The following is a 13,606-nucleotide window of genomic DNA, read 5'->3' on the forward strand; positions in this document are numbered from 1 at the left end:
CAGCCATGCGCATATTCCGCTTCGTCATGCTCTTTCTGCTCGTCGCGACCCAGGCCCTGGCGGCCCAGGTGCGCGTCTCCGACACAGATTACCGCGCCTACCGCGCCCTGACCCTGGACTCGGGCCTCACGGTCCTGCTGGTCCACGACGAGCGCGCCTCCAAGGCCGCCGCCGCCCTGGCCCTGCCCGTGGGCAGCCTCGACGACCCCGACTCCCAGCCTGGCCTGGCCCACTACCTTGAGCACATGCTCTTCCTGGGCTCCGAGTCCTATCCCGGGGCCGAGGAGTACCAGTCCTTCATCACCAGAAACGGCGGCCAGACCAACGCGGCCACGGGCTACACCTCCACGACCTACATGATGGAAGTCGACACGCCGGCCTTTCCCGAGGCCCTGCGCCGCATGGCCGACACCCTGGCCCGGCCCCTGCTCGACCCGGTCTACGCCGACAAGGAGCGCAGCGCCGTCAACGCCGAGATGGAGTCCAAGAAGCACAGCGACGGCCGGCGAATCGCCATGCTGACCCTCTCGACCCTCAACCCGGCCCATCCGGCCACGCGCTTCACGGGCGGCAATCTCGAAACCCTGTCGGACAAGCCGGGCAGCCGTCTGCACGACGAACTGGTCCGTTTCCACCACACCTGGTATTCAGCCAACCTGATGAAAGGCGTGCTCTACGGGCCCCAGAGCCTGGACGCGCTGGAGCGTCTGGCCCGGGCCGAGCTGGCCGTCATCCCCGACCGGGGGGCGCAGGTGCGTGAGCCGTCGGTCCCGCCGGTCACGGACGCCGAGCGCGGCGTGATCTTCGGCGTGCGCCCCGTGCGCGAGACCCGCAGCATGACCATCGAGTTCGTGCTCCCCAAAAAGTTCGACGACCCGTCCACCAAGCCCCTGCAGGTTGCGGCCGCTGTTCTCGGCACCGAGACGGACAATTCCCTGGTGGCGAACCTGCGCGGCCGCGGCCTCGTCCTGGGGCTTTCCGCCGGCGGGGACACGACGTCCCTGCGCAATGGCGTGACCATGTCCCTCTTTCTGCAGCTGACGGAGGAGGGCGACCGGCGGCGCGACGAGATCCTGGCCACGGTTTTCGCCTATCTCGACATGCTGCGGTCCAGGGGCATCGGACAGGAGTACGTCGACCAGCTTGGGAACATGATGTCCATGGAGTTCCGCTTCGCGCCCCTGACGAGCGGCTTCGACTACGTGGCCGAGGCCGCGGGGACCATGCTCCGCCACCCGGTGGAGGACGTCAATTACGGTCCCTACCGGCTGGATTCCTATGACGCCGCGGCGGTCAGGGAGCTGGTGGGGATGCTCACGCCGGCCAATGCCCGCATTTTCCACGTAGGGCCGGACCAGCCGACGGACCGCGAGGCCTTCTTCTATCAGACACCCTACAGCGTGCGCCCCGTCGCCGCGGCCGACACGGCGCGTTGGGCGGAGCTGGGGCAGGGCATGAAGCTGGCCCTGCCGGACCTCAATCCCTTCGTTCCCGACGATTTCTCCCTTGTGCACCGCGATGGCGGCAAAGGTCCCCGCAAGCTGGCCGACCGGCCAGGATTGACGGTCTGGCAGGGCCAGTCGCAGTTCCGGCGCGAGCCCCGGGCCATCCTCATGACCAGGCTGCAGTCGGCGCACATCGCCGGGACCCTGGAGCAGACGGCCATGCAGGGCGTGCTCCTGGAGCTCTGGGACCAAAGGCAGGCCGGCCTTCGCTATCAGGCCCAGGAAGCGGGACTGAACCTTTCGGTTTCCGGCGACGAGGGCGTCCTGATCCGCATCGACGGCTTCAGCCAGCACCAGGCCGACCTGCTGCCCCGCGTGCTCGGTTTCCTGGAGCAGGACGTCACGGCCGAGGATTTTGAACTGGCCAGGGCCGAGCAGCTCAGAAGCCTGGCCAACATGGAGAAGCAGGGGCTCTTCGGCCAGGCCATGGGGGCCATGCGCGGCCTGCTCAAGGTCCCGTCCTGGGACCACCGGGCCGTGGAGGAGGCGACCAGGGGCGTGACCCTGGACGGCCTGAAGGCCTACATGGCCGCCATGCGCCGCGACCTGCGCTTCACGGTCTTCGGTTTCGGCAACGTCACGCAGGATGATGTGCTGGCGGTGGCGGATTCCGTCGCGCCATTCATCGGGCCTGAGGCCGGCAAGCCGGTCGAGGCCGCGCGCATCCTGCCCGTGCGGGGTGTCGTGGCCGACTACCGCCGGGACAGCGTGCTGGAGGACAGCGCCCTGGTCGAAATGTTTTTGGACCCGGCCGTTGGCCCCGAATCCAGGGCGCGCATGCTCCTGCTGGAGGGCCTGCTGTCCACGCGCTTCTACAGCCGGCTGCGGACCGAGGAGCAGCTCGGCTACGTGGCCACGAGCTTCCCGGTCATGTTCGCCCACGGGGCGGGCATCGGCTTTGGGGTGCAGAGCCCGGTGGCGGGCACAGCCGACCTGGCGGACCGCTTCGAGTCGTTCTACTTCAAGGCCCTGTCGCAGCTGCGCGGCGTGACGGACGAAGAGTTCGAGAGCGTGCGCCAGGGCGTGCTGGCCTCGCTGACCAAGACCCCGGACACCCTGGACGAGGAGTTCGGCTGGTACGAGACGGACCTGCGCCTGGGCAACGCTGCCTTCGACGGTTTGGAGCGGCTGGTCGCGGCCGTGGAGAAGGCGAAGCTGCGGGAGGTGGTCCGCGCCTATGAGACTCTGGTTCTGGGTCCCGGCGGCACGCGCGTCCTCGTCCAGATCCAGGGCTCGCGCTTCAGGGATCTGGGCTGGGCTGACAAGAAGGGGGCGGTGCAGACTCAGCGATTCGAAGATTTCCACCAGGTCATGGGCGTGCAGCGCTACCGGGGGCTGTAGAGAGGGGGGGGCGAGTCGTTGCCTTGAGGGGGGGGCATCTTGCCAAGGAGCTTGATGAGACATATATTTGTACAATAAATCGTACAAAAGGAGGGCGTCATGCGGGTCGTCAATTTTTCCGAGGCGCGGAACAGCTTGAAGGCGGTCATCGACCAGGTGGTCGAGGATGCCGATTACGCGGTCATTTCCCGGCGGGACGCCCCGGACGCGGTGGTCATGTCGCTCAGCACCTTCAACAGCCTCATGGAGACCGTGCATCTGCTCAGTTCTCCGGCCAATGCCGCGCATCTGGCCAGGTCCATCGAGGAGTACCGGCAGGGCAAGGTCGTTGAGCACGGCCTGACCGATGCCTAGGCGCCTGGTCTGGACCCTGGCCGCCTGGGAAGACTACCAGTTCTGGCAGCAGCAGGACCGCAAGGCCCTCAAGCGGGTGAACGCGCTGATCAGGGACTGCATGCGCGAACCCTTCGACGGCATCGGCAAGCCCGAACCCCTCAAGGAAAACCTGGCCGGGTTCTGGTCCCGCCGCATCGACCAGGCCAATCGGCTGGTGTACTGCGTGGACGGGGATGATCTCTTCGTCATCGCCTGCCGCTATCATTACGGGCGCTGACGTCCTTTCCTGTACCTCTTGCGTGCTCGGCCCCGTTCTTCCTCGAAGGAATGCCCAGGCGGCATGCCCCCCACAAGGGCCATGCCGTTCTTTTCTCACACCCCCCTGCGCTGATCCAGATAGTACATCACCGGCACGACCATGCGCGAGAAGAGGGTCGCCGCCACTTCCCCGGCCAGCAGCGAAATGGCCAGGCCCTGGAAGATGGGGTCGAAGAGGATGACGAAGGCCCCGGCCACCACGGACAGGGCCGTCAGGACCATGGGCCGGAAGCGTACGGCCCCGGCCTCGACCACGGCGTCCTCCAGGGTCTCGCCCTGTTCGCGGCGCATGACGATGAAGTCCACCAGGATGATGGAGTTGCGCACCACGATGCCCGCGCCGGCGATGAAGCCGATCATGGACGTGGCCGTGAAGAAGGCGCCGGAAACGGCGTGGGCCGGGATGATGCCGATGAGCGAGAGCGGGATGGGAATCATGATGGCCAGCGGCGTGGTGTAGGACCCGAACCAGCCGACCACCAGGATGGCGATGAGGACCAAAACCACGGCGAAGGCCACGCCCATGTCCCGGAAGACCTCGTAGGTGATCTGCCACTCGCCGTCCCACTTCATGGCGATGTCGTGGGTCGTGTCGGGCCCGGCGGTGTAGAGGCGCCTGAGCACCCGCGTGTCGCCGGCCTGCCAAGCACCCCGTCCCGTCGCCGCAAGCTCGTCCAGGGCCTTGTCCACGCGGGCCATGCCGTAGACCGGGCTTTCCTCGTCGCCGGCCATGTCGGCCGTGACGTAGACCACGGGCAGCATGTTCTTGTGGTAGATGAAGCCGGGTGTCACGGCTTCGCTCAAGGCCGCGACCTGCCCCAGGGAGACCATGCCGTCTCCGCCGCGCACGGGCAGGGTTTCCAGGTCGGCGGGGCTTGAGCGTCTGGCCAGGGGCAGGCGGACCACGATGGGCACGTCCTCGCGGGCCGTCGGGTCGTGCAGGATGCCGGCCTGCGTGCCCGCCACCGACGCGGCCAGGACCTGCCGCGCCCGGTCGGGGCTGACGCCGCTCTGCAGGGCCTTGTCCGGGTCCAGGCGCACGCGCGTCTCGGGGCGCGGGTCGTTCACGAACCAATCCACATCCACCACGCTCGGCGTTTCCGTGAAAATATCCTTGACCTGCCGGGCCACGGCCAGCCTGCTCTCGGGCGTGGGCCCGTAGATTTCGGCCACCAGGGTCTGCAGCACGGGCGGGCCGGGCGGCACCTCCACCACCTTGATGCGCGCCCCGTGCGCCTTGGCCACGGGCGTGACGAGCCCGCGCACGCGGCCGGCGATCTCGTGGCTCGACGCGTCCCGGTCGCCGCGGCCCACCAGGTTGACCTGGATCTGGGCCACGTTCGGCCCTTGCCGCAGGTAGTAGTGGCGGACCAGACCGTTGAAGGAGAAGGGCGAGGCCGTGCCGACGTAGAGTTGCACGTCCGTGACCTCGGGCTGTTCCAGAATGCGGCGCGACAGGGCCTCGGCCGCCGCGGCCGTGGATTCGAGGCTCGTGCCGTCGGGCATGTCCACGACGATCTCGAACTCGCTCTTGTTGTCGAAGGGCAGCATCTTCACGAGCACGGCCTTCAGCGGGAAGAGGGCCACGGCCAGGGCCAGCAGACCGGCCACGACGGCCAGGAAGGTCCAGCGGAAGGCCGGGCGCTCGATGAGGTGGCGCATGAGCCAGATGTAGCCGCGGGTGAAGGGGTCGTCGTGGATTTCGGGTTCGTGGCTGTCCGAGGGCTTCAGCACCCGTCGGGCCAGCCAGGGCGTGATGACGAAGGCCACGGCCATGGACAGGAGCATGGCCATGCTCGCGCCGACCGGCATGGGCCGCATGTACGGTCCCATGAGGCCGCCGACGAAGGCCATGGGCATGATGGCCGCGATGACCGTGAAAGTGGCCAGGACCAGGGGCGCGCGGACCTCGCTCACGGCCTCGATGATGACCTGGGTGAAGGGGCGGCCGGCCGAGCCGGGCAGGCGCACGTGGCGCACGATGTTCTCCACGTCGACGATGGGGTCGTCCACGAGGATGCCGATGCAGAAGATGAGGGCGAAGAGGGTGACGCGGTTCAGGGTGTAGCCCATGAGCCAGTAGGTGGCGAGCGTCACGGCCAGGGTCACGGGCACGGCGACCATGACCACGGCGCTGGCCCGGTACCCCAGGAAATACGCCACGATGGCGCCCACGGACAGGGCCGCGATGGCCAGGTGCAGGAGCAGTTCGTCGGACTTGTGCTTGGCCGTCTCGCCGTAGTCGCGCACGATTACGGCCTGGATGTCGTCCGGGATGACCGTGCCGCGCAGGCTCTCGATGGTCTGCATGGCCTTGCGGCACAGGTCCGTGGCGTTGATGCCCGGACGCTTGGCCACGGTCAGGGTCACGGCGGGCTGAAGCCGTCCCGCTTCCGCCCGGATGCCCTTGGCCTCGGCCCGCGGGCCCGGCGCGAAGAGCACGTAGTCCTCGGGTTCGGCCGTGGCGTCGCGCACCTCGGCCACGCTGCCCAGGGTCACGGGCCGGCCGTCGCGCACGGCCACGACCGTGGCGGCCACGTCGGCGGGCGTGCGCAGGGAGTTGTCCAGACGCACCAGGCTCGACGCCCCGGCACGGGTCACCAGGCCGCTCTGGTCGGCCTGGTTCTGGCCCGCGATGGCCCCGGCCACGTCCACGCTGTCCAAGTTCAGGGCGCGCAGGCGCTCGGGGCTGACATCCACTGTCAGGGTGCGTTTGCGGCCGCCCGTGACCGTCACTTCCGACACGCCCGGCAGGGCCCGCAGGCTTTCGGCCGCCTCGGCCGCGACCATGCGCAGGGCGCGGCCGTCGTGGGCCTCGCCGATGAAGGCCACGGCCAGGACGGGCACGTCGTCGATGGAGCGGGGCTTCAAAATCGGCTGGGAACAGCCCGGCGGAATCCAGTCCAGGTGCTGGTACAGCTTGCTGTAAGCCTTGATGAGGCTCTTCTCCACATCCTCGCCGACCAAAAAGCGCACGATCGTCAGGGCCTCGCCGTCCATGCAGGTCGAATAGACGTACTCCACGCCCGGAATCTCCCACAGCAGCTTTTCCATGGGCCCGACGACGCGCTTCTCGATCTCCTCGGGCATGGCGCCGGGCATCCGCACCATGATGTCGATCATGGGCACGATGATCTGCGGCTCCTCCTCGCTCGGGGTGCGCAGCACGGCGAAGACGCCCAGGAAAATGGAGAAGGCGACGATGAGCGGTACGAGCTTGGAGTCGACGAAGCCGGCCGTGAGACGCGTCAGGAGGTCGTGGTTGTGGGACATGGTCAGCCCCGCACCAGGTGGTCGCCTTCGCGCGCCACGTCCGGCGCGTCCGTGACCACCTCGTCGCCGGGGGCCAGGCCCGAGAGCACCTCCACCAGACCCCCTGCCGGCATCGCTCCGGGCCGGTCCGTGCCGGTCTGGAGAATGAAGGTCTGCCCCTCGATGTCGGCCTTCTGGTAGACCCCGCCGGTCTTGACCAGGCGCAGGCGCAGCACGGAATCCCCGTCCACGATGAGGGCCGTGGTCAGCTCGCCGCGCCGCCGGATGCAGGACCCCGGCACCAGGAGCTTGGGCCCTTCGGCCACGGGCACGCAGATCTTGCCGAACATGCCGGGCCGCGGGGCGGATTTGAGGGCCGCCTTGACGCGGAAGGAACGGCTGCCGGGGTCGACCTGGCCGATCACGGCAGAAAGGGTGGTCAGGAAGGGTGCGGGGGACAGGGCCGGGATGAGGGCGACCACGGTCATGCCCGTTTCGACGCGACCCAGGAGCGTCTCGTCGGCCTGGGCCGTGAGCTCGAAGCCGCTCGTCAGGTCGTCGACTTCGGCCAGGGGCGCCCCGGCCTGCACGAAGGCGCCCAGGTCCGCGTGACGCCTGCTCAACACACCGTTCAGGGGCGAGGTCACGGTGCTGTAGCGCATGAGTTCTCGGATCTCGGCGCCCTGGAAACCCGACGCGGAAGACTGGGCGGCCATGGCCTTCTCCTGGTTGGACAAGGCTTCGTACTCGGCCCGGGCGCGGTCCACGTCGTCGCGGCTCACGGCGCTCTGGTCCAGGAGCTTCTGCAGGCGGTCCAGGCTGGCCTTGGCCTGGGCCTTGCGCGCGGCCAGGGCCTTGGCCTCCAGTCCGGCCTGTCCGGCCGAGGAGCGCACGCTCTGTTCCCGCTGGCGCAACTCCGCGTCGTCGATGCGCAGGATGGGCTGGCCCGCCTGCAGGGCGTCGCCTTCCCGGGCCAGGACCTCGACCACGGTGCCACTCAGCTTGCTGGCCAGGGTGACGCTGTTGCGCGACTGGACCTGGCCGGGGAGGCTGACGCACTCCCGGGCATCGGTCAGGGCCAGGCGCAGAGTGCCGGCCTTGATGTCGCGGAGTTCGGGCTGCTTGGGGGCTTCCTGGCTGCAGGCGGCGAGCAGCAGGGTGGCCAGGACCAGAAGTGGACGGACGTAAGGATGCATGACGGGCTCCCCAGGATGAAAAGGTGTCGTCCTGCATGTATACCCTGCAGGACGCGGAATTCAAACACGTTTCGCCGGCATTCCCATCTCGACCGCGCTTATCGGAAATTGCCCCGCACCTGTTCGCGTCCTGGCCATGCGCACGTTTGGCGAACGCGTCCTCCGGGCGCCTATGCCGTAAAGGTTCCGGCCTGTCGCTGATTCCTTGTCTCCAGATTCCTCCCGCACAGCGTACGCATGTCCCCGAATTTCCATGACGTTGCGATGCATGCACAGTGGGCTGAAGACTCGTGCCGCGCACGGCACTGGGAGGTTCAATGAGGCATCCGGCAGCAGACAGCCCGTGGTTCACGTTCAAGACTCCGGCCGCAAGCGGCTTCAGGGTCTATGCCTTCTCCGGCTTTGAGGAAGCGCATCGCCCCTACGAGTTCGAGATCGAACTCGTCCATGATCTGGATAACCTGGATTTCGCCGCGATCCTGGGCCAGACTGCCTGCCTGTCCATCCGGGACAAAAGCGGCGGCGTGCGGCATGTGCACGGCGTCATCCGGCGCTTCATGCAGCTGCACACCTCCAACCAGCGCACCCACTACCGCTGCCTGCTCGTCCCTCGGCTCCATTTCCTGAATCAGGTCACGGATCACCGGATATTCCAGAACATGAGCGTGACCCGGATCATCGAGCATATCCTCAGGGAGCAGAACTTCACGGGCGACTCCTACGCCTTCAAGTGCTTCTTCGACTACGCGCCGCGCGAGTACTGCGTGCAGTATGGGGAAACGCACCTGCATTTCATCTCCCGCCTGTGCGAGGAAGAAGGCCTCTACTTCTACTTCGAACATTTCAGGGACCGTCATGTGCTCTGCTTCTCGGACATGCCTGACGGCCCCCGGATCGAAGGGGAAAGCCTGCTGCGCTTCCATCCCGGCGCCGGGACCGAGACGGACACGGCCACCGTGCGCAGCATCGAAATGGGGCAAGCCATCCGCAGCGACTCCTTCACCTTCAGGGAATGGAACTTCGAGAAGACGCGTCTGGATCTGCAGGTCAGTCTTTCCGAGACCGATCCGGCCAAGGTGCCCGTCCCTGTGGGCATGAACCTCGAGCGGTACCGTTACCCGCATCTGTACCAGCTGCAGGAGGACGGCAAACGCTATGTCGATCTCGAACTCATGCGCACCTTCAGCATGAGCGCCTGGGTCGACATCACGACGGATGTCTCCCGGATGACGCCGGGATACGTGTTCGAACTTTTCGAACACCGCCGTTCGGAATTCAATGCGAAATGGTGGGTGGTCCGCGTGGAGCACCGGGGCGAACAGCCCCAGGTCCTGGAGCACGAGGCCCCGGACCGGGGCATGACGTACTCAGCAAGCGTGCGGGCCATCCGGAACACGACCCGGTTCATCCCTGCCTCGGACCATCCCAGGAAACCCATCTACGGAGTGCAGACGGCCATCGTGACCGGGCCCGAGGGCGAGGAGATCTTCCCGGACCAGTACGGCCGGGCGAAGGTGCAGTTCCACTGGGACCGTTTGGGCAGACGCGACGAGAACACCACCTGCTGGATCCGCGTATCCCAGGGCTGGGCCGGAGGTCAGTTCGGCACCATGGCCGTCCCCCGCGTCGGCCAGGAAGTGCTGGTCACCTTCCTGGAGGGCGACCCGGACAGGCCCGTCATCACCGGCCGGGTCTACAACTCCCGCAACCCGGTACCGTACCCCCTGCCCGCAAACAAGACGCGCACGGTCTTCAAGTCCATGTCCACGCCTGGAGCGGAGGGCGAACCACGCGGCTTCAACGAACTGCGCATCGAGGACAAAAAGGGCCAGGAGGAAATCTACGCCCATGCGGAAAAGGACGTGAACGTCCACGTCAAGAACGACTGGAAGGAGCACATCCTGCACGACCAGCACCGCACCATCGACAATTTCTCCTACTCGCTCGTCAATGGCGAGGATCACCAGACCGTGCACAAGGACCGCAAGGTCGAACTGCTGTCGGACGACCACCTGACGGTCAGGGGCAACAGCCATCGCACGATAACCGAAAAATGGCTGGTCCGGACAGGGGCCGAAACGCACCTCAGATCCGACAACAAGACGGTCCTCGAAGCCGGCACGGAACTGACCATCATGGCCGGCGGCAGCTTCATCAAGATCGACCCGTCGGGCGTGACCATCAACGGGGCGAAGATCAGACTCAATTCCGGAGGCAGTCCGGGATTAGGTTCCGGAGCGAGGCCCTTGCTGCCAGGGGATGCGCGTCTCCCTGAAATCGAGGAGGTTTCGCGCCTCGGCGAGGATGATCTTCTAGGCCTGACGGATGCTTCGTCAGAGTCCAGCCGGACGTGCATGCCTTTGTGTACCGCATGCGCGACGTCCCAGAAGGAGAAATGACCATGCCGGACAAGAACGGTCTCTGCAATTTCCGCAAACTCGCGTCGTCCGACCTTGCCGTCGCGTTCGCCGACGCCCGGCAACGCGGCCTGCACATTGACGCCATTGTCGCCATCGATTCGACCCCGCAGATGCTTGAGGACTATTTTTCCTGGAAGGGTGCCGACGCCTTTCACCCCGTGTTGAAAGATACGCCGTACGCATCGCTTTGGGCTGCGATGCCTTGCCTGAGCCGGATTGGGGCGGGTTCCAGACTCGAGACCCATCTCCTTGCCGAGCATTCGGCCTGGGGATTTTTTGCCGTCACGGCGGCAAGCGAGCAGACGCATTGCGGCCACTGGCGGAGCCTGTGCGAAGTCCTTCTGCCTTCGGGCAAGAAATCGTTCTTCAGATTTCAGGACCCAGGTGGGTTGGAGAAGATGCTCCCGGCCTTCAGCGACCAGGAACTGGGCTGGTTTCTCGGGCCTGCCGCGCGTCTGTTCATCCCCATCCGCAATCATGACGGGGAGCGGGCGTGGCTGGATGTCCCGAGCCCGGTCCTGTCCGGGCGCACGGAGCGCGAGTTGGCGGACTTATACCGGCCGGCCAAGGGATGGCCCTGGTGGGAAGTGCGGGAGGAGCATCTGGGAGGCATGGTGCAGGAAAACCGGGCCGCTCTCATCTACAACCTTTCCCAGGATCTCAAGGAACAAGCGCCCGTTACGGCAGCACTGGCGGCGGAGCATTATGGCTCGCTGCAAACGGCGGTCGGCGAATATGTGGATGCGGCCATGAGGTACGGTCTTGCCGATGAAACGCACATATTCATCTTCCTGCGCCTGTGTCTGACCATGCCCTTCGGCGCCCAGAACGACCGCGCTGTCAGGGACGCCATGCGGGACGCCTCGCAGGACCCCGTCGCGGCCCTCGATCAACTGCGCATGCTGGTTCAACTGAAGGGGGAATCACGATGATCACGCGAACCAGGGTCTGCCTGACGGTGCTTGGGCTCCTTCTCCTGTCCTTCCTGTTCGACACTCAACTGATCGTGCTGCGCGACGACGGCATGTTCACCCTGCACTACAATGTGCCCGACGAGATGAAGGGTAAAATGTACACAGGTGCGTCATGGTACAGCGACTCCTTCATGTGTCGACACCTGAGCTTCGGTTCGGGAAGGTTCGAGGGTACGGAATACGGAGATGCATTCGATAACGTGGAAGAAAAGCCCGGGAAATGGGTTTCTCACATTCCTACCAAGGTATGGCACCCCTTCTGTACTTGGGAACTCGGTCGGATGACCATAGGCATGGATGCCAATGAAGAAAGGACGCAATTTTATGATTTGGCGTATGCCTATCTTTTTGAGGAGAAAAAGTCGGATTCCGAAAATGCCGCCGAGCAGGAAAAATTCGAAGACAGTCAGAACGAATCTTTTCTTGTCTGCGATATTTCTGAATTTGATTATAAAAGAATATATCAAGACTATCCAGAAAAAAACTATATTCGCAAAAAAATTCATACCGTTGCAAGAATCCAAATTCCAGTGGCGCAAAATACATATCAGAAATTCCTTCTGTCGGTTTTTATCGAATTAATTCCGGAAGTATAATAATTAATTTTTCAAAAGATAAGACTATTTACTTCACAAGATATATTATTAACAAATATAAAGAAGTAATAAGATCAGTAGATAAGACTATTAAATATAATAATGGAACAATTTATGACGTAAACACATTTTGTAACGGAAAATACTGGAGAGTATTAAAAAATAATGGAGATTTTTTGATGTCAGCTGGAAATCTAGGACAGAATGATCCTGAATTCAAAATAACAGCCGAATTGACTCAGGAGCAGCTGACCTATCTTGCCTCGGAAGATGCGTGGGAATTGCCGGATTTTCTTCAACAGTAAGCGGGTGAGGAGGATGTATCATGCAGATTGTCCCGATACGATGTTTTAAAAGGCGCTGTCTTCGGCTTAAGATCGTCGATTTCGAAAACACGCCCATCACCGAGCTTGTTCATCCCGAGACTGGCGAAGAGGTCGGGGATCTGCGGGTCGTGGCTTATGATGCAGATGGCTTGCCTCTTGGTGAGCATGTCTATGCCAAGGGTGCCTCTACCCTTGACCTGTGCCGAATGGACCGGGGGTGGGCATACTTGGAGTTTAAGCCTCTCATTCATTCCGGTTCACGCATCCTTGCCGCCAACAAAGTTTCCGAGACACGACAAGCCTCTTACCAAAAGGGAGTTACGAGAACGCGCAGGGGCCTGTTGGAGGGGTTTTGGTGGAAATCCGGCGCAATAATATGACGAAACTTATGGCGGGAACTGCATGATGAAAAAGCCGATCCGGATAATTCTTCTGATCCTCACATTGCTTTGGCTGGCCTTCCTGTTCGACACCCAACTGATCGTGCTGCGCGACGACGGCATGTTCACTCTGCACTACAACGTGCCTGATGAGATGAAGGGTAAAATGTACACAGGTGCGTCATGGTACAGCGACTCCTTCATGTGCCGACACCTGAGCTTCGGTTCGGGAAGGTTCGAAGGCACGACTTTCGGCACGTCATTTAGAAACGTGGAAGAAAAACCAGGGGTGTGGGTTTCTCGCATTCCAACCAAGGTATGGCACCCCTTCTGTAGTTGGGAGCTTGGTCCGTTGACTATAGGGGTGCATGCCAATGAAGAGAAAACAAGGCATTATGAGTTGGCATATGCCTATCTTCTTGAGAATAAAATTGATTCAGATAATTCTTCCGAGCAAAAAAACTTCCAAAATGGAAAAAACGAGGCGTTTCTTGTTTGTGATATTTCCGAGTTCGATTCTGAAAAGATATTTCCTGACAAAAAATATGTCGAAAAAAGGCGATCATATGAATGTAATAATCCAAAATCACAAGGATTAACTCATGTGTCTGCAACTCCATACGTTGCTTTATATTTAAGCGACTCTGGAAAAATTAATATTAATTTTTCCAGAAATAAAATTTTATACATTACAAGAAATTACTATGAAAATAATAAATCATTTATTAAGTCTTATAATAAGAATATAAATTTCAAAGATGACGAAATAATATATATTGATACATCATCAAAAGAACATCTCTTTTGGAAGATAAAGAAAATAGATGATTTATACGTATTAATCTTGGTTAATACTTGGTTAAAGGAAAAAAATCAAACATCGGTCACAATAACTCCAGGACAACTAAGCTATCTTGCCTCTGACGACGTGTGGGCGTTGCCGGATTTTCTTCAACAGTGAA

Annotated in this window: 9 protein-coding genes; 7 read left to right on the plus strand and 2 right to left on the minus strand. The window is 62.3% G+C overall.

What is annotated here, in order from left to right; translation table 11 throughout:
- Positions 1-5 precede the first annotated feature (5 nt).
- From ptrA to ACYQ3G_RS06135, 3 genes are all read left to right on the plus strand, one after another.
- Positions 6-2,846, plus strand: coding sequence for a pitrilysin (gene ptrA, locus ACYQ3G_RS06125; RefSeq protein WP_459823720.1), 2,841 nt, complete (start codon positions 6-8; stop codon positions 2,844-2,846).
- A 99-nt stretch (positions 2,847-2,945) separates the two neighbouring features.
- The gene (locus ACYQ3G_RS06130) at positions 2,946-3,200 is read left to right on the plus strand and encodes a type II toxin-antitoxin system Phd/YefM family antitoxin (protein WP_459823723.1); all 255 of its coding nucleotides are present in this window, start codon (positions 2,946-2,948) and stop codon (positions 3,198-3,200) included.
- Positions 3,193-3,459 (plus strand): Txe/YoeB family addiction module toxin, encoded by a 267-nt coding sequence (locus ACYQ3G_RS06135; RefSeq protein WP_459823726.1) that lies wholly within the window; start codon positions 3,193-3,195, stop codon positions 3,457-3,459. The genes ACYQ3G_RS06130 and ACYQ3G_RS06135 overlap by 8 nt, the downstream gene beginning before the upstream one ends.
- A gap of 95 nt (positions 3,460-3,554) precedes the next feature.
- On the opposite strand, the gene ACYQ3G_RS06140 is transcribed toward ACYQ3G_RS06135, so the two are convergent.
- Together ACYQ3G_RS06140 and ACYQ3G_RS06145 are read right to left on the minus strand one after the other, a co-directional pair.
- Positions 3,555-6,773 (minus strand): efflux RND transporter permease subunit, encoded by a 3,219-nt coding sequence (locus ACYQ3G_RS06140; RefSeq protein WP_459823729.1) that lies wholly within the window; start codon positions 6,771-6,773, stop codon positions 3,555-3,557.
- Positions 6,774-6,775: 2 nt separating this feature from the next.
- Positions 6,776-7,948, minus strand: a complete 1,173-nt coding sequence (locus tag ACYQ3G_RS06145) for an efflux RND transporter periplasmic adaptor subunit (RefSeq protein WP_459823732.1) — start codon at positions 7,946-7,948, stop codon at positions 6,776-6,778.
- A 317-nt stretch (positions 7,949-8,265) separates the two neighbouring features.
- Here ACYQ3G_RS06145 and ACYQ3G_RS06150 point away from each other — a divergent pair, with 317 nt between their 5' ends.
- The 4 genes from ACYQ3G_RS06150 (at position 8,266) to ACYQ3G_RS06165 (ending at position 13,605) form a co-directional block, all read left to right on the plus strand.
- Positions 8,266-10,347, plus strand: a complete 2,082-nt coding sequence (locus tag ACYQ3G_RS06150; protein WP_459823735.1) for a type VI secretion system Vgr family protein — start codon at positions 8,266-8,268, stop codon at positions 10,345-10,347.
- Between the two features lie 2 nt (positions 10,348-10,349).
- Positions 10,350-11,300, plus strand: coding sequence for a DUF4123 domain-containing protein (locus ACYQ3G_RS06155; RefSeq protein WP_459823737.1), 951 nt, complete (start codon positions 10,350-10,352; stop codon positions 11,298-11,300).
- Positions 11,297-11,938 carry a hypothetical protein gene (locus tag ACYQ3G_RS06160; RefSeq protein ID WP_459823739.1) on the plus strand — a complete coding sequence of 214 codons (642 nt, stop codon included), beginning with the start codon at positions 11,297-11,299 and terminating at the stop codon, positions 11,936-11,938. The genes ACYQ3G_RS06155 and ACYQ3G_RS06160 overlap by 4 nt, the downstream gene beginning before the upstream one ends.
- Before the next feature lie 731 nt (positions 11,939-12,669).
- Positions 12,670-13,605, plus strand: coding sequence for a hypothetical protein (locus ACYQ3G_RS06165; protein WP_459823742.1), 936 nt, complete (start codon positions 12,670-12,672; stop codon positions 13,603-13,605).
- Position 13,606: the final 1 nt, after the last annotated feature.

The sequence above is a fragment of the Desulfomicrobium salsuginis genome (assembly GCF_054657795.1).

Bases quoted from the DNA above. Each gene is read 5' to 3' on its own strand.
- ptrA (WP_459823720.1), top strand. From the start codon at position 6: ATGCGCATATTCCGCTTCGTCATGCTCTTTCTGCTCGTCGCGACCCAG.
- ACYQ3G_RS06145 (WP_459823732.1), bottom strand. From the start codon at position 7,948: ATGCATCCTTACGTCCGTCCACTTCTGGTCCTGGCCACCCTGCTGCTC.
- ACYQ3G_RS06165 (WP_459823742.1), top strand. From the start codon at position 12,670: ATGAAAAAGCCGATCCGGATAATTCTTCTGATCCTCACATTGCTTTGG.
- ACYQ3G_RS06155 (WP_459823737.1), top strand. From the start codon at position 10,350: ATGCCGGACAAGAACGGTCTCTGCAATTTCCGCAAACTCGCGTCGTCC.
- ACYQ3G_RS06150 (WP_459823735.1), top strand. From the start codon at position 8,266: ATGAGGCATCCGGCAGCAGACAGCCCGTGGTTCACGTTCAAGACTCCG.
- ACYQ3G_RS06135 (WP_459823726.1), top strand. From the start codon at position 3,193: ATGCCTAGGCGCCTGGTCTGGACCCTGGCCGCCTGGGAAGACTACCAG.
- ACYQ3G_RS06130 (WP_459823723.1), top strand. From the start codon at position 2,946: ATGCGGGTCGTCAATTTTTCCGAGGCGCGGAACAGCTTGAAGGCGGTC.
- ACYQ3G_RS06140 (WP_459823729.1), bottom strand. From the start codon at position 6,773: ATGTCCCACAACCACGACCTCCTGACGCGTCTCACGGCCGGCTTCGTC.
- ACYQ3G_RS06160 (WP_459823739.1), top strand. From the start codon at position 11,297: ATGATCACGCGAACCAGGGTCTGCCTGACGGTGCTTGGGCTCCTTCTC.